Genomic DNA, 21836 nt, shown 5'->3' on the forward strand with positions numbered 1-21836 from the left:
GGAGACGGATTTGGCCAGAAATCGCGACGATCAGGACTATATCGGACCGCTGCGCCGACTGGGCGTTGCGGTTCTTGTCGTCGTGCTACTGGCTCTCTTCCTGGTCTGGCGCATCGACAGCCCGCGGATGGAGCGGTTCCGCTCTGCCCTCGTGGATCGCTTCGTGCCCAGCTTCGATTGGGTGATGGCCCCGGTCACCAAGCTCACCGACATGGTCGAGGGCTTCCAGTCCTATTCCCGCATCTACGAGCAGAACCAGGAGTTGCGCCGCGAGCTGCAACAGATGAAGGCGTGGAAGGAAGCCGCCGTTCAGCTGGAGCAGCAGAACGCCAAGCTGCTTGCCCAGAACAAGGTGCGGCTCGACCCGAAACTCACCTCTGTGTCGGGGCGTGTGCTGGCCGATAGCGGCTCGCCGTTCCGGAAATCGGTGCTGCTGAATGTCGGCAAGCGCGACGGCATTGTTGATGGCTGGGCCACGATGGATGGGCTGGGCCTCGTGGGGCGAATCTCGGGCGTGGGCTCCTCGACCTCGCGGGTGCTGCTGCTGACCGACGCCTCGAGCCGCATCCCGGTTACGATCCCGGCCTCGGGGCAGAACGCGATCCTTGCGGGCGACAACTCCCCCTACCCGTTCGTGGATTTCCTCGAACATCCCGACCGCGTGCGCCCGGGCGACCGCGTGATCTCCTCGGGCGATGGCGGGGTCTTCCCGGCGGGGCTGCTGGTCGGTCAGGTTTTCCAGGGCCGCGACAAGCGGCTGCGCGTGCGCCTCGCCGCCGATTACGAACGGCTCGATTTCCTGCGCGTGTTGCGCTCGCACCCGGCCGAGCGGATCGAGAACGCGGGCGGGCTGATCGCGCCCGACCCGAAAGTCATCGAACAGGAAGCGGCCGAGAAGGCGCGCGCCGAGGCCGCCGCGGGCGCACTCGAACCCGATGGTGGGTCGGAGGGCGGAAACGGGGGCAGCCAATGATCGACCCCATCACCCGCCGCCGCGTCAGCTACCGCACGCTTTTCGTCGTGATCGGCCTCGTACTGATCTTCGTGCGCCTGATGCCGGTCGACCATTCGCCGGGCGGCCTGCCGGGCCCCGACCTGACCTTGGCGCTGACGCTGGCCTGGGTGCTGCGGCGTCCCGAATACGCCCCGGCCCTGCTGATCGTTCTGGTTTTTCTGCTTGAAGACATCATGTTCTGGCGGCCCATCGGACTTTGGACGCTGATCGTCCTCGGCGCGACCGAATTCCTGCGCCGCCGCGAACAAAGCCTGCGCGATCTGCCCTTCGCGCTGGAATGGGCGTTGGTCGCGGGCGTGCTGCTCGCTATGGTGTCGGTGAAGCGCATCGTCCTGCTTGTCACGATGGTCGATCAGCCAAGCCTCGGGCTGGAGCTGTTCCAGATGCTGGTGACGCTGGCCGCCTATCCGGTGGTTGTGCTGGTGTCGCGCGTGGCCTTCGGCCTGCGCCGCGCGGCGCCGGGCGAGGTCGACGCCTACGGACATCGAATGTGAGGGGGCCCAGAATGAGACGATCCCCGAAAGAGACCGAAGTCAGCACCCGCCGCATCACGCGACGCGGCTTGCTCTTGGGCGGCGCGCAGGCGGCGGTCGTGGCCGTGCTGGCGGCGCGGATGCGCAAGATGCAGCTCGAAGACGCCAAGCAATACCGGCTGCTGGCCGAGGGCAACTCGGTGAAAATCCGGCTGATCCCGCCCGCGCGCGGGCTGATCTTCGACCGCAACGGTGTGCTTCTGGCGGGCAACGAGCAGAATTACCGCGTCACGATCACGCGCGAGGATACAGACGACGTCGATGCGACGCTCGCTGCGCTGCGCCGTCTGATCCCGATTACCGATGGCGATACGAAAGACATCCTGCACGATATCCGCCGCCGCCCGCCGACGACGCCGGTCACGGTGGCCGACCGCCTGACATGGGACGAGTTCTCGCGCGTCGCGGTGAACGGCCCCTCGCTGCCCGGTGTCAGCCCCGATGTCGGCCTGTCGCGCCTCTATCCGCGCCGCGAGGATTTTGGCCATGTGATCGGCTATGTCGGCCCGGTCTCGGATTACGATCTGAGCAAGATGGAAGACCCCGATCCGCTGCTGCTGATCCCGAAATTCCAGCTCGGCAAGACCGGCATCGAGTCGAAAGAGGAAAGCGTTCTACGCGGTCAGGCCGGCCAGCGCCGCGTCGAGGTGAACTCCGCCGGGCGCGAGATGCGCGAACTCTCGCGCGAGCCCGGCAAGCCGGGCGAGAATCTGCAACTGACGCTCGACTATCGACTGCAGAACTACGCGCTGCAGCGGTTGGAGAACGAATCCGCCGCGACCGTGGTGATGGATGTGACCAATGGCGACGTGCTGGCCTGCGCCTCCGCGCCCAGCTTCGATCCCAACCTCTTCGTGCGCGGCATCTCCGTCGCAGATTACCAGCGCCTCACGCAGGACGACCATCGGCCGCTCGCCGACAAGACCGTCCAAGGTCTCTACCCTCCGGGCTCGACCTACAAGATGGTCACCGCACTTGCCGCGCTCGAGGCAGGGCTGGTGACGCCGGAGGAAACCATCTGGTGCCCCGGCTATGTCGAGATCGCGGGCCGCCGCTTCCACTGCTGGAAGGGCGCCGGCCACGGCCATGTGAACATGACCAAGAGCATGGAGCAGTCCTGCGACGTCTATTACTACGAGCTTTCGCAGCGCGTCGGCATCGACAAGATGAGCGACATGGCCAAGCGCCTGGGCGTGGGCGTCCGGCCCGACCTGCCGATGTCCGCGGTGAAAGAGGGCGTGGCCCCGACCAAGGAATGGAAGCAGGAGCGCTACGGCAAGGACTGGCTGATCGGCGACACCGCGAACGCGGCGATCGGTCAGGGCTATGTTCTGGCCTCGCCGATGCATCTCGCGATAATGGCGGCGCGCATCGCCTCGGGTCGGAAGGTAGAGCCGCGCCTGATCCGCGCCCGTGACGGGGTGGAGCAACCGATCCGCGTCACCGACGATCTCGGCGTTGAGAAAGCCTATCTCGACAGCGTGCGCAAAGGCATGACCGCAGTGGTGAACTCCTCGCGCGGCACCGCGCGCGGGTCGCGCATCGCGATGAAGGAATGGAAGATGGCGGGCAAGACCGGCACCTCCCAGGTCCGCAACATCACCAAGGCCGAGCGCGCCCGTGGCGTGATCCGCAACGACCAACTGCCGTGGAACCGCCGCGACCACGCGCTCTTCGTGGCCTTCGCCCCCGTCGACAATCCGCGCTACGCCGTCTCGGTCGTGGTGGAACACGGCTCGGGCGGTTCGACGGCAGCAGCCCCGATCGCGCGCGACGTGTTGCTGTTCGCGCTGGCGGGCGGCCTGCCCCCGGACGATGCCTATCCGTCCTTCGCCCGCGCGAAGGCCAAGGAGCTGAACGAAACGCTCGATCTCGTCGATCCCGACACCGTGCAGAAGCCGCAGGAGCGATCGCGCGCATGAGTTATCTCGAGAGCAACCTCAAGACCGTCCCGGTCGGCTGGCGCAAGATCTTCTACCTGAACTGGCCGCTCGTGATCCTGCTGACGGCGGTCGCCTGCGCCGGCTTCCTGATGCTCTACTCAGTTGCGGGTGGCAATATCCACACCTGGGCCGAACCGCAGATGAAGCGTTTCGCGCTCGGCATGATCGCGATGTTCACCGTGGCCTTCGTTCCAGTATGGTTCTGGCGCAACGTCTCGGCCTTGGCCTATTTCGTGGCGCTTCTGTTGCTGGTTGCGGTGGAATTCTTCGGCGCAATCGGTATGGGCGCGCAGCGCTGGCTGGAGATCGGCCCGCTGCGCATCCAGCCTTCCGAGTTGATGAAGATCACCCTCGTGATGCTCCTCGCCGCCTATTACGATTGGCTGCCTGTCGAGAAGGTCTCGCGGCCGCTCTGGGTCTTCATCCCGGCGGTGATCATTCTCGCGCCCACCTTCCTCGTGCTGGCCCAGCCCGACCTCGGCACCGCTGTCATGCTGGTGCTTGGCGGCGCTTTCGTGATGTTCGCGGCCGGGGTGTCGTTTTGGTATTTCGGCACCGTAATCGCGCTGGTCGTGGGGTTGGTCTTCGGCGTGATGGAAAGCCGGGGCACGGAATACCAGCTACTGCACGACTACCAATACAAGCGCATCGACACCTTCCTCGATCCTGGCTCGGACCCGCTTGGCGCGGGCTACAACATCATGCAGGCGCAGATCGCGCTCGGCTCGGGTGGCTGGTCGGGGCGCGGCTTCATGCAGGGCACGCAATCGCGGCTGAACTTCCTGCCGGAGAAGCACACCGACTTCATCTTCACCACACTCGCCGAGGAGTTCGGCTTCGTCGGCGCCTTCGGCTTGCTGATGCTTTACACCGGGATCATCGGCTTCGCCCTCTATACCGCGATGGCCACGAAGGACCGCTTCGCCTCACTCCTCAGTTTCGGGGTCGCGGGGACGTTCTTCTTCTTCTTCGCGATCAACATGGCGATGGTGATGGGGCTGATGCCCGTCGTGGGCGTGCCCCTGCCACTGGTGAGTTACGGCGGCACCGCGATGATGATCCTGCTTGCCGCCTTCGGGTTGGTGCAAAGCGCCCATATCCATAGACCGAGGCAAAGATGATCCGCGTCCTTTTCGCCGACAAGCCCGAGAACTGGGGCCGTTACGAAACCCCGCTGACCGAGGCGATCGCCGCGACCGGCGTCGAGGCGCAGATCGTGCAGCCCGGCGAGAGCGACCCGGCTCAGATCGACTATGTCGTCTATTCACCGCAAGGCCCGGTGCAGGATTTCACCGCCTATACCGGCGCGAAAGCCGTACTGAATCTCTGGGCCGGGGTGGAGCGTGTCGTGGGCAACGACACCCTGACCCAGCCGCTGTGTCGGATGGTGGATGCGGGGCTGGAGCGCGGCATGGTCGAGTACGTGACCGGCCATGTGCTGCGCTATCACCTCGGAATTGACGCGACACTGGCCCAGCAGGACGGCGTCTGGCGTCATGACGACGGCGTGCCGCCCTTGGCGCGCGACCGCTCGGTGGTGATGCTGGGTTTGGGAGCGTTGGGCAAAGCCTGCGCCGAAGCGCTGGCGGGGCTGGGCTTTGCCGTCACGGGCTGGAGCCGGACGCAGAAGGACATCCCCGGGATAACCTGCCTGAGCGGCGACGATGGGCTAGCGGAGGCGCTGTCGCGCGCCGAGATTCTCGTCTCGATCCTGCCCGACACGCCCGAAACCACCAACCTTCTGAACGCGGACACGCTGGCGCAGATGCCGAAAGGCGCACGGCTCGTCAATCCGGGCCGCGGGACGCTGATCGACGATGACGCGCTGCTAGCGGCGCTGGACCGCGGCCAGATCGGCCACGCGACGCTCGATGTGTTCCGTGTCGAGCCCCTGCCCCCCGAGCACCCCTATTGGGCGCATCCGCAGGTGACGGTGACGCCCCATATCGCCGCCGAGAGCCGGGCCGAGACCGCCTCCGAGGTGATTGCCGAAAATATCCGGAGGGGCGAGGCGGGCGAGCCGTTCCTCTATCTCGTGGATCGCTCGCGCGGCTATTGAGCGCAGGGGGCGCTGCACCGCTCTCGTGCCCTTCGCGTGCGCTTCGGACGTTCGACAGGGCGTCCTTGCTGATCCCGCCTCATCCCCCGGTATATTTACGCCAAGAAGAAGATCAGAGCGCGGGCGCGTCGAGACCGATCTGCTTCGCGAGATTCGCGAGGCGGGTTTCCTTGCCAGACCAGTCGGCGGCGCGCGATGCGAACAGCGTCGCCTGAGACTGGTGGATCAACCCGTCTGAGAGGATCTTCAGGTGGTTCGCGCGCAGCGTCTCACCGCTGGAGGTGATGTCGGCCACGGCCTCGGCAGTGAGGTTCGCGATGGTCCCCTCGGTCGCGCCTTGGCTGTCGACAAGCTGCCAGTCGGCTACGCCTTCGCGGGTCAGGAATTCACGCACCAGCCGGTGATATTTGGTGGCGATCCGCAGGCGGAAGCCGTGGGTGGCGCGGAAGCGGTGGGCGGCGGCGTCGAGGTCTTCGAGGCTGTCCACGTCCGACCAGCAGTCCGGCACCGCAATGATCAGATCAGCATGGCCGAAGCCCATCGGCGCGAGATCGGCGACCTGGCTTTCCCAATCGGCGAGCTTCTCGCGCACGAGATCGGAGCCGGTGACGCCCAGATGGATACGCCCCGCCGCCAGTTCGCGCGGAATCTCTCCGGCCGACAGGAGCACGAGTTGCACGCCGTCCGCCCCTTCGACCGCGCCGGCATATTCACGCTCGGACCCGGTGCGCTTTAGCGTGATGCCGCGCTCCGCGAACCAGTCGAAGGTCTTCTCCATCAGACGCCCTTTGGAGGGCACGCCGAGTTTGATCATGCTTGCGCCTCCAGATCGGCCATCAACCCTGCACGGATCACGCCGCCCACGGCGGGGATTTCGCGCCCCTGCCCCAATTGCCTGGTCAGCGCGTCGTAGCGTCCTCCGGAGGCGACCGGCGGAAGTGCCGGATCGGCGGCGGTGAAGGTAAAGACGAAGCCGTCGTAGTATTCCATGGTCGAGCGACCGTGGCTCGCGTCGAAATTGATCGCAGCGAGGTCGATGCCGCGGGTGGCAAGCGCGTCGAGCCGTTTTTCGAGCCGCGCGATGGCGGGTTCGATCGCTTGGATGCCGAGAGCGCGCAGCGCGGCAGGCGCCTGATCCGCAGCACAGCGCAGCTCGGCGAGCTTGCCCATCGCGGCGACCGCGTCGGTCGGGATCGGCGCAGCAGCGGCATCGGCGGCGAGCGTGGCGATCCGCGCCTCCATCTCTTCGCGCGAGCGCAGCCCGATCCACGGCGCGCCGGAGCGTTGGCCGCTCAGCAGATCGGCGCGGGCTTTGGGCACCTCGACCTGACCCGAATAACGCGCGAGCAGATGCTGGAACCGCTTGGGCCGCCAGATATGGCGGGCGAGCGCGGCCTTGCGCTCGGGCATCGTGTCCAGCCCGTCGACGGCGGCGCGCAGCAGCCCCATATCCCCGATCGTGGCGGACAGGTTCAGCTTCGCGAGCATATCCGAGAACAGCGCGAAGACTTCTGCATCTGCGGCATCGGGGTCGGCGCGGTCGAAGATTTCGAACCCGGCCTGAAAATACTCATTGGCGCGCGCGGCGCCGCGATGATCCTGACGGCGGAACACCTCGCCCGCATAGGCGTAGCGCGCAGGCTCGGCGCCATTGGCCATATGCTCCTGCACGACCGGTACGGTGAAATCCGGGCGCAACATCATCTCGCCGCGCAGCGGGTCGGCGGTGACATAGGCGCGGGCGCGGATATCCTCGCCGTAAAGGTCGAGAAGCGCCTCGGCGGGCTGCAGGATATCGGGCGTGACCTCGACCGCACCCGCTTTGAGGAATTGCTCCAGCAGACGGCCTGCCTGTGCCCGCGCTTGCGCCTTGTCCGCCATCACTCGGCCTCGTAGCGCGCAAGGATTTCTTGCACTTTTGCGACCATTTCCCCGGTCGGAACCTCGAATTGCGCCGGTTGGGATTTCCATTCTTCAACCGTCGCGTCCTGCGCGATCTTCGCGCCGAGGATCAGATCCTTGATTTGGACGACGCCGCGTTCGGCCTCGTCCGAGCCTTGGATGATCGCCACCGGGCTTTCGCGTTTATCGGCATATTTCAACTGGTTGCCGAAGTTCTTCGGGTTGCCCAGATAGACCTCGGCGCGCAGCCCTGCCCCGCGCAGCGTCGACGCCAGCGCCATGTATTCTGCCATCCGGTCGCGATCCATCACGGTCACGACGACCGGGCCCTGAGCAGAGCCGCCGATGCGACCCTTGGCGCGGAGCGCGGCCAGAAGGCGGTCGACGCCGATCGAGACGCCGGTGGCAGGAACGACCTGACCGGTGAAGCGCTTGACCAGATCGTCATAGCGCCCGCCACCTGCGACCGAGCCGAATTGCCGCGGTCGGCCCTTTTCGTCGGTGATCTCGAAGGTCAGTTCGGCTTCGAAAACCGGGCCGGTATAATAGCCCAGCCCCCGCACAACCGACGGATCGATCACGATGCGGTCGGGACCGTAGCCCTGCGCGTCGAGAAGCGACGCGATCTGCTCCAGCTCATCCACGCCTTCCGCACCCAGCGCAGAGCCTTCGACCAGCTCGCGCAGCCGCGCGACGGTGGTGGCGTTGTCTTCGCGCTTGGCCTCCATGAAGCCCATGACCGTATCGGCCTGTGCTTCGGACAGCCCCGCACCCTTGGTGAAGTCGCCGGAGTCGTCCAGACGCCCCTCGCCCATCAGAAGGCGCACGCCCTCCTCGCCGAACTTGTCGAACTTGTCGATGGCCCGCAGAACGATGCCGCGCTCTTCCTCGAACTTGGCCGGATCGGCGGGGTCGAGAACGCCCGCCACTTCCATCACGCCGTTCAGAACCTTGCGGTTGTTCACCCGCACGACGTAATCGCCGCGCGGAATGCCGACGGCTTCCAGCGCATCCGAAAGCATCCCGCAAATCTCTGCATCGGCGGCCACGGACGGCGCACCCACGGTATCGGCATCGCATTGATAGAACTGGCGGAACCGGCCCGGGCCGGGCTTCTCGTTGCGCCAGACGGGCCCCATCGTGAAGCGACGATAGGGCGTCGGCAGATCGTTGCGGTATTGCGCCGCGACGCGGGCCAGCGGCGCCGTCATGTCGTAGCGCAGCGCCAGCCACTTGCCGTCGTCTTCCTCCTGCCAGGCGAAGACCCCCGCATTCGGGCGGTCCACATCGGGGAGATATTTGCCCAGTGCCTCGACCGTCTCGATGGCCGAGGTTTCCAGCGCCTCGAAGCCATGCGTGCGATAGACCTCTGCGATCTTCGCCAGCATATCGGCGCGCTCGGTCACCTCCGTGCCGAAATAGTCGCGGAAGCCCTTCGGGGTCTCGGCCTTGGGACGGGGCTGCTTTTTCTGTTTCGCCATCGGCTTGCACCTGATCTTATCTCGCGCGAGGGTGTAGCCCAAGGGGCAGGCCCCGGCAAGCAATAGGAACGGCAGATGCAGGAACGGCTCGAACGGGCGGAAGAACAGATCGCCTATCTGACGCAAACGGTGGACGAGTTGTCCGATGTCATCGTCGCGCAGGCCCGTCAGATCGAACGGCTGGAGCGGCATCTGGGCCTGCTGATGGAGCGCGAGGCCGAGCGCGAATATGACAGCGGCGGCTCTATCCCTCTGGCCGATCAGAAACCACCGCACTGGTAATGGACGCGGCGCTCTGGGGGCTAAACGGTGTTTTCGTGAGTGCGCAGGCGCTCATCTACACCGCTTTGCTGGTCTGGCCCCCGGGCATCGACCTCCGTTCGGCGATCGATCGGTTCGAGCTGTGGCAGGGAAGCGGCATCCTCGCGATGCAGGTCTTCTTCGCCGTGCCGCTGATGAGCGCGCTGATCTGGCAGACGCGCGCCCATCGGCAGACGATGTTTCTGGTTTCGTTGAGTTTCCTCGCAACAGGGCTGCTGGGTGCGGCCGCGTGGCTGGAGATGGGCATGATCTCCGGTGCGGTGCGCGACGGGATCAACGAGCCCGATCTGCTGCGCGGCGTGGCACTGTTGCGCTGGGGCGAGTTCGCCACCGCCCTGGCCGCCGCGATCACGCTGCGGCTGGCATGGGTGGCGCGCAGCCTGTGAGGCTCAGACCTCTTCGACCTCGCTGACCCCGCGCAGGCTGCGCAGCGCTCCTTTCACCTGCGCATTGACCGGCGCCTCAGGCATCGCGGTGATCTGGTAGCGGCAGCCGCGCTCGTTGTCATAGACCATGAAGCTGATCGGCCCGCGCGAATGGACCTTCCCTTCGCGGGCGACCCGCTCGACGAGGCTCGCCACCGAGGCGACCGCATCATTGTCGTCGACATGCACCAGCAGCCCGGAGGAGCCCGCGTCCGCCGTCGCCTTGTCCACGGTCTGCGCCGCGTTGGCGACCATGCGCACCGACTCGCCATCCACCTCGACCTTCACGGTCAGCACCAGAAGGTTACCGGTTTCCAGCACGTCGCGGCAAGCTTCCAGCGCCTCCGACCAGAAAGCCACCTCGTAGGGGCCCGAGGCATCCGACAGCGCGACGAAGGCGAAACGGTTGCCCTTGGCGGATTTCTTCTCGCGCACCGAGGCGACCTCGCCCGCGATCTTGGTGACGAAGGGACCGCCCACGGCCTTTTGTTGCACCTCTTCCCAGCTCAGCACCTTCTTGCGCTTGAGCGCAGGCAGGTAATCCTCGATCGGGTGGCCCGAGAGGTAGAAGCCGATGGCTTTGTGTTCCTCGGCCAGACGCTCGCCCGGCAGCCAGTCGTCGGTATCGGCCAGACGCGGCGGCGGCAGATCGTCGCCCGCCTCGCCGAACAGCGACACCTGCGCCGACTCGCGCGCCTCGATCACCGCGCCCGACCACGCCATCAGCGATTCCAGCGACTCGAAGACGCGCTTGCGGTTCGGATCGAGCAGATCGAAAGCCCCGGCCCGCGCCAGCATCTCGAGAGGGCGTTTACCGACGCGCTTCATGTCGACACGCCGCGCGAAATCGAACAGATCCTTGAACGGCTCGTCGCCGCGCGCGGCGACGATCATCTGCATCGCGTCCACGCCCACATTCTTCAGCGCGCCCAGCGCGTAGACCAGCTTCTGATCGACCACGTCGAAGGTCGAGAGCGAACGGTTCACGCAAGGCGGAATGATCTCGATCCCTAGCTTCTTCTGCACCTCGTCGGCATAGATCGCGAGCTTGTCGGTCAGATGAATATCGCAGTTCATCACGCCGCCCATGAACTCGACCGCGTGGTTCGCCTTCAGCCAGCCGGTGTAATAGGACACCACCGCATAAGCCGCTGCGTGGGATTTGTTGAAGCCGTAGTTGGCGAATTTCTCCAGTAGGTCGAACACCTCGGAGGCCTTTTTCTTGTCGACCCCGTTCTTGGCCGCGCCCGCCTCGAATTTCGGACGCTCGGCGTCCATCGCCTCCTTGATCTTCTTACCCATCGCGCGACGGAGAAGGTCCGCGCCGCCAAGCGAGTAACCCGCCATGACCTGCGCGATCTGCATCACCTGCTCCTGATAGACGATGATGCCCTGCGTCTCTTCGAGGATATGGTCGATGGTCGGATGCACCGAAGTGATCTCGCGCAGACCGTTCTTCACCTCGCAATAGACCGGGATGTTCTCCATCGGACCAGGGCGATAGAGCGCCACCAGCGCCACGATGTCCTCGATACAGGTAGGCTTCATCTGGCGCAGCGCCGATTTCATGCCCTCCGATTCCACCTGGAACACCGCGACAGTCTTCGCGTCCGCGTAAAGCTTGTAGGTCTTCGGATCATCCAGCGGGATCGCGTTGATGTGATTTTCCGCGCCCTCGGCGGGTTCGTAAAGCTGGTTGCCGGCGGCATCGACATGCAGCGGCCGGCCGGATTTGAAAATCAGTTCCATCGCCGAGCGGATCACCGTCAGTGTCTTCAGGCCGAGGAAGTCGAACTTCACCAGACCCGCCTGCTCGACCCATTTCATGTTGAACTGGGTCGCGGGCATGTCCGAGCGCGGATCCTGATAGAGCGGCACCAGCTCGTCGATCGGACGGTCGCCGATCACGACGCCCGCCGCGTGGGTCGAGGCATTGCGCAGCAGGCCTTCGATCGCCTTCGCGTAATCGAGAAGCCGCGCCACGACCTCTTCGTTGCGGGCCGCCTCGCGCAGACGCGGCTCGTCGGCCAGCGCCTTTTCGATGCTGACGGGCTTAACGCCTTCGACCGGGATCAGCTTCGACAGCTTGTCGACCTGGCCGTAGGACATCTGCAACACGCGCCCCACGTCGCGCACGGCGGCCTTCGACAGAAGCGCACCGAAGGTGATGATCTGGCCCACCTTCTCGCGCCCGTATTTCTTCTGCACGTATTGGATCACCTCCTCGCGGCGATCCATGCAGAAGTCGATGTCGAAGTCCGGCATCGAAACACGTTCCGGGTTGAGGAAGCGTTCGAACAGCAGCGAATAGCGCAGCGGATCAAGGTCGGTGATGGTAAGAGCGTAGGCGACCAGCGAACCTGCACCCGAGCCGCGCCCCGGCCCGACCGGAATGTCGTGATCCTTGGCCCATTTGATGAAGTCGGCAACGATCAGGAAGTAGCCCGGGAAGCCCATCTGCTCGATGATGTCGAGTTCGAATTTCAGCCGCGCCTCGTAATCCTCGACCGGCGCTGCATGCGGGATCACGTCGAGGCGGTTGCGCAACCCGTCCCACGCCTGACGCCGCAGTTCCTCGACCTCGTCATCGGCGAATTTCGGCAGGATCGGTGCCCGCTTGTAGGTCGAGAAGGCGCAGCGTTTCGCGATCTCGACTGTGTTCTCCACCGCCTCGGGCAGATCGGCGAAGAGCGCGACCATCTCGCCTTCAGACTTGAAATAATGCTGCGGGGTCAGACGGCGGCGCGGCTCGATCTGATCGACATAGGCGCCCTCCGCGATACAGATCATCGCGTCATGGGCCTCGTAAATCTCGGGCTTCGGGAAATAGACGTCGTTGGTCGCGACCAGCGGCAGACCCAGCTCGTAGGCCCATTCGACGAACGGCCGCTCGGTCGCGATCTCGGCCTCGGTCAGCGTGCCGCCCTCGCCCGGGTGGCGCTGTAATTCGACATAGAGCCGGTTCGGGTAGATGCCGGCGAGCTGTTGCAGAAGCGCCTTGGCGCGGTCCTTCGCGCCGTTCCGGATCAGCCGTCCAACCGGACCGTCGGGACCGCCAGAGAGACAGATCAGCCCCTCGGAATGGCGCTCCAGCTCCTCCAGAGTGACCTGAATCTGCGCCCCGTGCTTGTCGAGATAGAGGCACGAGTTCAGCTTCATCAGGTTCTCGTAGCCGCGCTCGGTCTGGGCCAGCAGAACGATCGGTGCAGGCAGGCGCGGACGCTCGCCCGGCTTGGCGGGATCGAATTCGAGCGATACCTGACAACCGACGATCGGCTGCAGCCCCGCCCCCGTCGCGGTCACGGAAAACTCGAGCGCCGCGAACATGTTGTTCGTGTCGGTCACGGCGACGGCGGGCATCCCCGCCGACTCGCACATCTTCACGAGTTTCTTCGCGGGCACGGCGCCTTCGAGCAGGGAATACTCGGTATGGACGCGCAGATGAATGAATCGGGGGCTGGTCATGCCACCAGATTTAGCCGGTCGTGTCGCCCCGCGCCAGCCTCTCGCCGCGTCCTCCAGACGCTTCGCGTTCGACCGTTCGGCGTCGCTCGACGCCCAAATCTTGATCGTCGGATCAAGATTCGAGCAGCGCATGATCGAGAATCCCTTGCCAAAGCCCGTCCGCATCGGCTTTGCTGGGCAGGTCCCGTTCTACGCCGCATCGAGGGGGACCGCAGGGACGACTGGTAAGGCGGCGGATTTTTCTTATGGAGATCACGTTTCTTCTCAATGGAGAAACCCGGACGGTGGCGATTACCGATCCGACGCAATCTGTGCTCGACTGGCTGCGCGCCGAAGGCCTGACCGGCACCAAGGAGGGCTGCAACGAAGGCGATTGCGGGGCCTGTTCGGTCATCGTGACCGACGCCGACGGGGCCAAACCGCTCAATGCATGCCTGATGATGATGCCCCATCTGCACGGGCACGCGCTGCGCACCGTCGAGGGCGTCGCGGGGCCGAAGGGCGAATTGCATCCAGTTCAGCAGGCAATGGTCGACCATCACGGCTCGCAATGCGGTTTCTGCACGCCAGGCTTCATCGCCTCGATGGCCGCGGGTCATCTCAATGGACGCCGCGATCACGACGATCTGCTGGCGGGCAACCTTTGCCGCTGCACCGGCTACGCACCGATCATCCGCGCCGCCGAGGCGGCTCAGGACGCGCCCGTGCCCGCGTGGATGCACGACACGCTGCCCGATCTGGCAGACGTCGCGCTTATGGCCGATCATGTCTTCCTTCCCGCAAGCGCGGATGCGCTGGCGGAGTGGTATCTCGCTCATCCGGACGCCACGCTGATCGCGGGCGCGACTGATGTGGGTCTCTGGGTCACCAAACAGCTGCGAGACCTGAAAGAAGTCGCTTTCCTGAACAACTGCAAAGACCTCCGGAACATCGAGGAAACCCACGACCGCTATATCGTCGGCGCGGGCATCACGCTCTCGACGTTGCGCGAGACGATCCGCGACACGCTCCCGAGCTTTGCCGAATTGCTCCGCCGTTTCGCCTCCGAACAGGTGCGTCAGGCGGCGACGATCGGTGGCAATATCGCGAACGGCTCGCCCATCGGTGACAGCCCGCCTGTCCTGATCGCGATGGGCGCGGAGCTGACGCTGCGCAAGGGTGACACGCGCCGCACGATCCCGCTGGAGAGTTTCTTCCTCGACTACGGCAAACAGGACCGCGCGCCAGGCGAATTCGTCGAAAGCGTCAGCTTCCCGAAATCCGTGCCCGATCTCGCCTGCTACAAACTCTCGAAGCGGTTCGATCAGGACATCTCCGCCGTCTGCGGCGGGCTGAATATCCCTCGCGAGGGCGACACGATCCGGTCCCCGCGCATCGCCTTTGGCGGCATGGCGGGTATCCCGAAACGCGCAACGGAATTGGAAGCGGCGCTTGAGGGCCAGCCCTTCACCGAGGAGGCGATCACGGCCGCCCTGCCCGCGTTGGAGCAGGACTTCACGCCGCTCACCGACATGCGCGCCTCGGATGCCTACCGGATGGAGGCCGCCAAGGCGATGCTCATCCGATACGTCCGCAACGCCCAAGGCGCCCTCTCCATTCTGGAGGTGCAACCATGAGCGTCGGCACCAAAAAACCCCACGATTCCGCCCAGTTGCACGTCACCGGAGCGGCGCGCTACGTCGATGACATCCCCTGCCCCGGCAACACGCTGCACCTCGCCTTCGGCCTCTCGACCGAAGCCCATGCCGAGATCGCCTCGCTCGATCTGAGCGCGGTGCGCAGCGCTCCGGGCGTCGTCGCAGTGCTCACCGCCGAAGACATGCCGTTCGCCAATAACGCCTCGCCCGCGCCCGAACCCGAACCGGTTCTGGCCGAAGGTGTCGTGCATTATGTCGGTCAGCCGATCTTCGTGGTCGCCGCGACCAGCCACCATGCCGCGCGCAAAGCGGCGCGGCTCGCGAATGTCGACTACAAGCCGCGCCCGGCGATCCTGACCGTCGAACAGGCGCTCGAGGCCAACAGCCATTTCGAAGGCGGCCCGGTCACCTGGGCGCGCGGCGATACCGGCGCGGGCTTCGCGCAGGCAGAACATATCGTCGAAGGCAGCTTCGACATGGGCGGGCAGGAGCATTTCTACCTCGAAGGTCAGGCCGCCCTCGCGCTGCCCGACGATCAGGGGATGGTGATCCGCTGTTCCTCGCAGCACCCGTCGGAAATCCAGCACAAGGTAGCCGACGCGCTTGGCTGCGCGATGCATGACGTCCGCGTGGAGATGCGCCGGATGGGCGGCGGTTTCGGCGGCAAGGAGAGCCAGGGCAACGCGCTCGCCATCGCCTGCGCCGTCGTCGCGCGGGCCACCGGGCGGCCCTGCAAGATGCGCTACGACCGCGATGACGACATGGTCATCACCGGCAAGCGCCATGATTTCCGGATCAAGTATCGGCTCGGCGCGGATGCCGAGGGCAAGATCGTCGCGGCCGAGTTCACCCATCTCGCCCGCTGCGGCTGGTCGCCCGACCTGAGCCTGCCGGTCTGCGATCGCGCGATGCTGCACACCGACAGTTCCTATTACCTGCCAAATGTGAAGATCGAGAGCCACCGGCTGCGCACCAACACCCAAAGCGCGACGGCCTTCCGGGGCTTCGGCGGCCCGCAGGGCATGATCGGAACGGAAGCCGCGCTCGATCACCTCGCGCATGTGATGGGGATCGACCCGCTCGATCTGCGCAAGCGCAACTACTACGACCCAGCGGGCGGGCAGAGCACGCATTACGGCCAGCCGGTCGAGGATTTCATCCTGCCCGAAATCACCGAGCGCTTGGAGCAATCCGCCGAGTTCGCGGCCCGCAAAGCCCGCGTGGCCGAATGGAACGCCGCCAACACGACGCTGAAGCGCGGCATCTCGCTGACGCCGGTGAAGTTCGGCATCTCCTTCACGCTGACCCAGCTGAACCAGGCGGGCGCGCTGGTGCATGTCTATGCCGACGGCTCGATACAGTTGAACCACGGCGGCACCGAGATGGGTCAGGGCCTGCACCGCAAGGTCTGTCAGGTCGCGGCCTCGGTCTTTGGCGTGACGGACGAGGACGTGCGCATCACCGCGACCGCCACCGACAAGGTGCCCAATACCTCCGCTACGGCGGCCTCTTCGGGGGCCGACCTGAACGGCATGGCGGTGAAGGCCGCCTGCGAGACGATCAAGGCGCGGCTCGCCGCGTTCATGGCCGAAAGCTCCGGCGCAGCCATCGAAGACGTGAACTTCGCCAATGGCGAGGTGCGCGCGGGCGAGCATGCCCTGCCCTTCGCGAAGCTGGTGAAGCTGGCCTATGAGGCGCGGGTGTCGCTCTCCTCGACCGGCTTCTATGCCACGCCGAAGATCAGCTGGGACCGGATCAAGGGGCAGGGCCGACCGTTCTTCTACTTCGCCTATGGCGCGGCGGTGACCGAGGTCGTGATCGACACGCTGACCGGCGAGAACCGCATCTTGCGCACCGACATCCTGCATGATGCGGGCGCCTCGCTGAACCCGGCTATCGACATCGGCCAGATCGAAGGCGGCTACGTTCAGGGCGCGGGCTGGCTGACGACCGAGGAACTGGTCTGGGACGATAAAGGCCGACTGCGCACCCATGCGCCTTCGACCTACAAGATCCCCGCCTGCTCGGACCGCCCGCGTGTGTTCAACGTGGCGCTCTGGGACGCACCGAACCGCGAGGACACGATCTATCGCTCCAAGGCGGTCGGCGAGCCGCCCTTCATGCTGGCGATCTCGGCCTTCCTCGCGCTGCAGGACGCGTGCAAATCCTGCGGCCCGCACTGGCCCGATCTGCAGGCGCCCGCGACGCCCGAGGCGGTTCTCGCTGCCGTGCACCGGGCAAGGGGCGACGCATGAGCCTGGATCCCGCAGCCCTCGCCCGCGCGGCGGAACGCGGACCGTTCACCCGCGTGGTGGTCGCGCGCGCCCAAGGCTCCACCCCGCGCGAAGACGGGGCGGAGATGCTGGTCTGGGCGGATCACGTCGAGGGCACGATCGGCGGCGGCGCGCTGGAATTCTCCGCCATCGCAAAGGCGCGGGGCGGGCTGACTGGGGTCGAGAAAATCCCGCTCGGCCCGGCCATGAACCAGTGTTGCGGCGGGGCCGTGGTGCTGGGCTACGAGCGGATGGACCGGAACACCGTCGCGCAGATTACAGGCGATTGGCACGCGCGGCCGCTGACGCCGGGCGCGCCCGAGCCGCTGGCCGTCACCCGCGCGCTGGCGCGCGCCCGGGATCGCGGCGAGGCACCGCCGCTGCTGGTGGAGACCTGGCTGATCGAGCGGGTCGCACCACCCGCCACCCCGGTCTGGATCTGGGGCGCGGGCCATGTCGGGCGCGCGCTGATCGGTGCGCTCGCCCCCCTGCCCGGCCTCGCACTTTTCTGGGCCGATAGCGGGTCCGAGAGGTTTCCCGAGACACTCCCCGAGGGCGTCACGCCACTGATCGCAGAGAACCCGGCTGATCTTGTCTCTCTAGCCCCGACCGAAGCGCGCCATTTCGTGCTGACCTATTCACATGCGCTCGACCTCGAACTCTGCCACCGGCTGCTCGCTCACGGGGTCGGCGGGCTCGGCCTGATCGGATCGGACAGCAAATGGATCCGCTTCCGCAAACGTCTTGCCGCCCTGGGTCATTCGGATGCACAAATTTCACGCATTGCCTGCCCGATAGGCGATCCGACCTTGGGGAAGCATCCTCAAGCCATTGCTCTTGGGGTCGCGACCGGGCTAGTGAAGGAGCTGAACGCCGCGAAGGTGGCGACGGGGAAAGGGAAACGCGCCGGGTGACGGAGCTGCTCAAGATCGACGGGCTGACAAAAGCCTATCCTGGGGTCGTGGCCAACGATGGCGTCGGCTTCTCGGTGCGTCCGGGCGAAGTGCACGCCCTGCTGGGCGAGAACGGCGCCGGCAAATCGACGCTGGTGAAAATGATCTACGGGCTCGTGAAGCCCGATTCCGGCACGATGCATTTCGCCGGCCAACCCTTCGCGCCAGCCGATCCACGCGCGGCGCGGGCCGCAGGCGTCGCGATGGTGTTTCAGCATTTCTCGCTCTTCGAGGCGCTGAACGTCGCCGAGAACGTGGCGCTCGGCATGGAAAACCCGCCGCCGATGCGCCAACTCGCCAAGCGTATCCGCGAGATTTCCACCGCCTATGGCCTGCCGCTTGACCCTGCCCGTCTGGTCGGAGACCTCTCCGCGGGCGAGCGTCAGCGCGTCGAGATCGTGCGCTGCCTGCTGCAGGACCCGAAGCTTCTGATCATGGACGAGCCGACCTCGGTTCTGACGCCGCAGGAGGTGGAAATCCTGTTCCACACGCTGCGCAAGCTCTCCGCCGAGGGCACCGCGATCCTCTATATCAGCCACAAGCTCGAGGAAATCCGCACGCTTTGCGAAGGCGCGACCATCCTGCGCGGCGGCAAGGTGGTGGCAAGCTGCAACCCGAGTGAAAAGACCGCGCGCGAACTGGCCGAGCTGATGGTCGGTGCCGAGTTGAAAGTGACCGACCGAGCCGAGCGCAAACTGGGCGATGTGGTGCTGAAGGTCGAAGGTCTGTCGCTGGCGCCGATGTCGCAATTCGGTCCGTCGCTGAAGGATCTCAGCTTCGAGCTGCGCGCGGGCGAGGTGCTTGGCATCGGCGGCGTCGCAGGCAACGGTCAGGAAGAATTGCTGGCGACCCTGTCGGGAGAGCGGCCCTCCGCCCCCGGCACCGTCAGCCTGATGGGCGAAGACATCTCCGGCCTCGGGCCGAATCCACGCCGCGCGAAGGGGATGCTGGCGGCCCCCGAGGAAAGGCTCGGCCATGCCGCCGTTCCCGCGATGAGCCTGACGGAGAATGCGATTCTCACCGGGACAATGCGCAAGCCGCTGACCCGCAACGGCTTCGTAGATCAGGGTGCGGCGAAAACCTTCGCCGACGAGATCATTCAAGCCTTCGACGTGCGCACCCCCGGCGCGCATGTGGCCGCCCGGGCGCTGTCGGGCGGAAACCTGCAGAAATACGTGATCGGCCGCGAAGTGCTGCAAAACCCCGCCGTGTTGGTCGTGAACCAGCCGACATGGGGTGTCGATGCCGCCGCCGCAGCGTCGATTCGGCAAGCGCTGCTCGATCTGGCCGCGAAAGGGGCTGCGGTGATCGCGATCAGCCAAGACCTCGATGAGCTTATGGAAATCTCCGACCGCTTCTCGGCACTGAACGAAGGCCGCCTGAGCGCCTCGCGCCCGACGCAGGGGCTGACGATCGAAGAGATCGGCATGATGCTCGGTGGCGCGCACGGGATGCAGGAGGCTGCGGTATGATCACTCTCGTCCGGCGCCCCACCCCGTCTCGCTTCTGGTCCTACGCCACACCGATCCTCGCCGTGATCGCCACCATGATCGCGGGCGGCATCCTGTTCGCGATGCTCGGAAAGCACCCGGTCGAGGCGATCCGCGTAATCTTCTGGGACCCGCTTTTCGGCGGCAACGCGGCCTATTTCCGCGGCCAGTTGCTGGTCAAGGCCGGGCCGCTGATCCTGATCGCCTGCGGGCTCGCCGTGGGCTTTCGCGCGGGCATCTGGAACATTGGCGCGGAGGGGCAATACATCATGGGCGCGCTGTTCTCGGCGTGGCTGGCGCTGAAGATGTACCCGGCCGAAAGCCACTGGCTGTTTCCGGTGATGATCGTGCTCGGCGCGCTTGGCGGCTTCCTCTGGGCAATGATCCCCGCGGTGCTGAAAGTGATGTTCGGCACCTCTGAAATTCTCGTCTCGCTGATGCTGGTCTACGTGGCCGAGAACCTGCTGGCCTACATGGCCTTCGGGCCGCTCAAGAACCCCGAAGGCTTCGGCTTTCCCGGATCGCGCAACCTGCTGGACTACCCCTCTGCCTTCAACCACGAGCTGATCGCGGGCACAGGCATGCATTGGGGCGTCGTCGCGGCGCTGATCGCGGTGATCTTTACCTATGGGCTGATGCATCGCCACATCACCGGTTTCCGTATCCGCGTCGCAGGCGAGGCCCCGCGCGCCGCTCGCTTCGCAGGCGTGATGCCGGCGCGGCTGGTGATCCTCGGGCTTGGCATGGGCGGCGCCTTTGCGGGCCTCGCGGGCATGTTCGAAGTCTCCGGTCCCTCGGGCCAGATCACCGACAGCTTCAACGTGGGCTATGGCTTCACCGCAATCATCGTGGCCTTCTTGGGTCGCCTGCACCCGATCGGCATCCTGCTGGCGGGTCTGCTGATGGCGCTGACCTATATCGGCGGCGACATGGCGCAGTTGATGCTCGGCCTGCCCTCGGCGGCGATCCAGGTGTTTCAGGGGATGCTGCTGTTCTTCCTGCTGGCCTTCGATGTGCTGACCAACTTCCGCATCCGTTTCGGGAGGGTCGCGGCATGACGGGCAAACTCCCCTCGTTGCGCCTGGCGGTCATCTTTCTCGGCGGCGTCGTGATGGGGCTAGGCCTGTACTATCTGCTCGCCGTGGCGCAGGCATTCTGGGCCTTCGTCGTGATCGGCGTGGTTATGATGGTAGTTTTCGAACTGGCGGTTGGCGCGTCGCGGGCGGTGATCTACCGCATCGGCGCGCGCCCTGACAGCGAAGAGCCCCGTCGCCCCACCCTGCGCGGACGCGAGCGTTACGCCTCGATGGCCGGGCTCGTCATCGGCCTCGTCGGGGGCTATCTGGCCTGGGGGCCGGTTCTGTTCTGGGGACATGGAGGCACGCTATGATCGTGGGCGGCATCGACATCATCACCCTGACGGCGACTCTGATGGGCGCGTCGACCCCGGTTTTGCTAGCGGCCACCGGAGAATTGGTGGCCGAGAAATCGGGCGTGCTGAACCTCGGCGTCGAGGGGATGATGATCATGGGCGCGGTCGCGGGCTTTGCTGCCGCCGTCGCCACCGGAAGCCCGGTTCTGGGCTTCCTGATGGGGGCGATTGCCGGCGCTTTGCTGGCGACGCTCTTCGCCTTTCTGACGCAGAAGCTGCTGTCGAACCAGGTCGCGACCGGCCTTGCACTGACGCTGTTCGGACTTGGCCTGAGCGCGCTGATCGGAAAGGGCTATGAGGGCGTGCGGCCGCCCGCGACGCCGAAGATCGATTTCGGGCCGCTCTCGGAAATTCCGGTGCTGGGCCGCATCCTGTTCTCGCATGACTGGATCGTTTATCTCTCGCTGATCCTCGTCGCCGTGGTCTGGTACGTGTTGCGCTCAACCCGCATGGGGCTGATCCTGCGCGCGGTGGGCGAAAGTCATGACGCAGCACACGCGTTGGGATACCGCGTCGTCGCCGTCCGCTTTGCCGCGTTGGCCTTCGGCGGGGCGCTGGCCGGTCTGGGCGGTGCCTATCTCAGCCTCGTGCGCGTGCCGCAATGGACCGAAGGCATGACCGCTGGCGCGGGCTGGATCGCGCTCGCCATCGTGGTCTTCGCAAGCTGGCGGCCGTGGCGCGTGCTGCTCGGCGCCTATCTCTTCGGCGGCATCACCGCGCTGCAATTGCAGCTGCAGGCCGCGGGCTACGCGATCCCGGTGCATATCCTGTCGATGGCCCCCTACGTCATCACCATCGTGGTGCTGGTCATCCTCTCCGCCATCCACCGCCACGGCGTGCAGGCCGCCCCTGCCAGCCTCGGCAAGTCTTTCCACGCCTCGAGCTGAGGCATATCTCGAAGGGCCCC

The 21836-nt window shown here is 65.7% G+C and carries 18 protein-coding genes; 14 read left to right on the top strand and 4 right to left on the bottom strand.

The annotated features are described in order from the left end of the window. Nucleotides 1–10: 10 nt before the first annotated feature. The 5 genes from mreC to B6V76_RS09180 are packed head-to-tail and all read left to right on the top strand — an operon-like array spanning nt 11 to nt 5550. Entirely contained in the window at nt 11–973 is a 963-nt protein-coding gene (gene mreC, locus B6V76_RS09160) for a rod shape-determining protein MreC (RefSeq protein ID WP_075774201.1), read from the top strand. Then, nucleotides 970–1509 carry a hypothetical protein gene (locus tag B6V76_RS09165; protein ID WP_075774200.1) on the top strand — a complete coding sequence of 180 codons (540 nt, stop codon included), beginning with the start codon at nt 970–972 and terminating at the stop codon, nt 1507–1509. Before mreC ends, B6V76_RS09165 begins: the two co-directional genes overlap by 4 nt. 11 nt (nt 1510–1520) lie before the next feature. Continuing rightward, on the top strand, nt 1521–3470 hold the full coding sequence (gene mrdA / locus B6V76_RS09170) for a penicillin-binding protein 2 (RefSeq protein ID WP_075774199.1): 1950 nt from the start codon (nt 1521–1523) through the stop codon (nt 3468–3470). Further along, on the top strand, nt 3467–4612 hold the full coding sequence (gene rodA, locus B6V76_RS09175) for a rod shape-determining protein RodA (protein WP_088719687.1): 1146 nt from the start codon (nt 3467–3469) through the stop codon (nt 4610–4612). Before mrdA ends, rodA begins: the two co-directional genes overlap by 4 nt. After that, nucleotides 4609–5550, top strand: a complete 942-nt coding sequence (locus B6V76_RS09180; protein ID WP_088727269.1) for a glyoxylate/hydroxypyruvate reductase A — start codon at nt 4609–4611, stop codon at nt 5548–5550. Before rodA ends, B6V76_RS09180 begins: the two co-directional genes overlap by 4 nt. 112 nt (nt 5551–5662) lie before the next feature. Here B6V76_RS09180 and hisG read toward each other — a convergent pair whose 3' ends face one another. From hisG to hisS, 3 genes are read right to left on the bottom strand one after another with little or no spacing between them, the layout of a single operon-like run. Continuing rightward, nucleotides 5663–6364 carry an ATP phosphoribosyltransferase gene (hisG, locus tag B6V76_RS09185; protein WP_088727270.1) on the bottom strand — a complete coding sequence of 234 codons (702 nt, stop codon included), beginning with the start codon at nt 6362–6364 and terminating at the stop codon, nt 5663–5665. Next, entirely contained in the window at nt 6361–7431 is a 1071-nt protein-coding gene (locus tag B6V76_RS09190) for an ATP phosphoribosyltransferase regulatory subunit (protein ID WP_075774195.1), read from the bottom strand. Before B6V76_RS09190 ends, hisG begins: the two co-directional genes overlap by 4 nt. Beyond that, a complete protein-coding gene (gene hisS, locus B6V76_RS09195) occupies nt 7431–8933 on the bottom strand; it encodes a histidine--tRNA ligase (protein ID WP_088727271.1) in 1503 nt (500 codons plus the stop codon). Before hisS ends, B6V76_RS09190 begins: the two co-directional genes overlap by 1 nt. Before the next feature lie 75 nt (nt 8934–9008). On the opposite strand from hisS, the gene B6V76_RS09200 reads away from it, so the two are divergent. Beyond that, nucleotides 9009–9215: a SlyX family protein gene (locus B6V76_RS09200; protein WP_075774193.1), complete on the top strand. Its 207-nt coding sequence runs from the start codon at nt 9009–9011 to the stop codon at nt 9213–9215. Continuing rightward, a complete protein-coding gene (locus B6V76_RS09205) occupies nt 9215–9640 on the top strand; it encodes a hypothetical protein (RefSeq protein ID WP_088727272.1) in 426 nt (141 codons plus the stop codon). The genes B6V76_RS09200 and B6V76_RS09205 overlap by 1 nt, the downstream gene beginning before the upstream one ends. A gap of 3 nt (nt 9641–9643) precedes the next feature. Here the strand turns inward: B6V76_RS09205 and dnaE are convergent, their stop codons facing one another. Further along, on the bottom strand, nt 9644–13144 hold the full coding sequence (dnaE, locus tag B6V76_RS09210) for a DNA polymerase III subunit alpha (protein WP_088727458.1): 3501 nt from the start codon (nt 13142–13144) through the stop codon (nt 9644–9646). Between the two features lie 245 nt (nt 13145–13389). Here dnaE and xdhA point away from each other — a divergent pair, with 245 nt between their 5' ends. From xdhA to B6V76_RS09245, 7 genes are read left to right on the top strand one after another with little or no spacing between them, the layout of a single operon-like run. Continuing rightward, the gene (gene xdhA, locus B6V76_RS09215) at nt 13390–14760 is read left to right on the top strand and encodes a xanthine dehydrogenase small subunit (RefSeq protein ID WP_088727273.1); all 1371 of its coding nucleotides are present in this window, start codon (nt 13390–13392) and stop codon (nt 14758–14760) included. Next, complete coding sequence (gene xdhB, locus B6V76_RS09220) at nt 14757–17036, top strand: xanthine dehydrogenase molybdopterin binding subunit (protein ID WP_088727274.1); 2280 nt, start codon at nt 14757–14759, stop codon at nt 17034–17036. Before xdhA ends, xdhB begins: the two co-directional genes overlap by 4 nt. Beyond that, entirely contained in the window at nt 17033–17968 is a 936-nt protein-coding gene (gene xdhC / locus B6V76_RS09225; protein WP_088727275.1) for a xanthine dehydrogenase accessory protein XdhC, read from the top strand. Before xdhB ends, xdhC begins: the two co-directional genes overlap by 4 nt. After that, nucleotides 17965–19479: an ABC transporter ATP-binding protein gene (locus B6V76_RS09230; protein WP_088727276.1), complete on the top strand. Its 1515-nt coding sequence runs from the start codon at nt 17965–17967 to the stop codon at nt 19477–19479. Before xdhC ends, B6V76_RS09230 begins: the two co-directional genes overlap by 4 nt. Next, nucleotides 19476–20555: an ABC transporter permease gene (locus B6V76_RS09235; protein WP_088727277.1), complete on the top strand. Its 1080-nt coding sequence runs from the start codon at nt 19476–19478 to the stop codon at nt 20553–20555. Before B6V76_RS09230 ends, B6V76_RS09235 begins: the two co-directional genes overlap by 4 nt. Continuing rightward, nucleotides 20552–20887: a hypothetical protein gene (locus B6V76_RS09240; RefSeq protein WP_088719680.1), complete on the top strand. Its 336-nt coding sequence runs from the start codon at nt 20552–20554 to the stop codon at nt 20885–20887. The genes B6V76_RS09235 and B6V76_RS09240 overlap by 4 nt, the downstream gene beginning before the upstream one ends. After that, entirely contained in the window at nt 20884–21816 is a 933-nt protein-coding gene (locus B6V76_RS09245; RefSeq protein ID WP_088727278.1) for an ABC transporter permease, read from the top strand. Before B6V76_RS09240 ends, B6V76_RS09245 begins: the two co-directional genes overlap by 4 nt. The last annotated feature ends 20 nt before the right edge of the window (nt 21817–21836 follow it).

The sequence above is a fragment of the Thioclava sp. IC9 genome (assembly GCF_002213225.1).
Lineage (GTDB): Bacteria > Pseudomonadota > Alphaproteobacteria > Rhodobacterales > Rhodobacteraceae > Thioclava > Thioclava nitratireducens.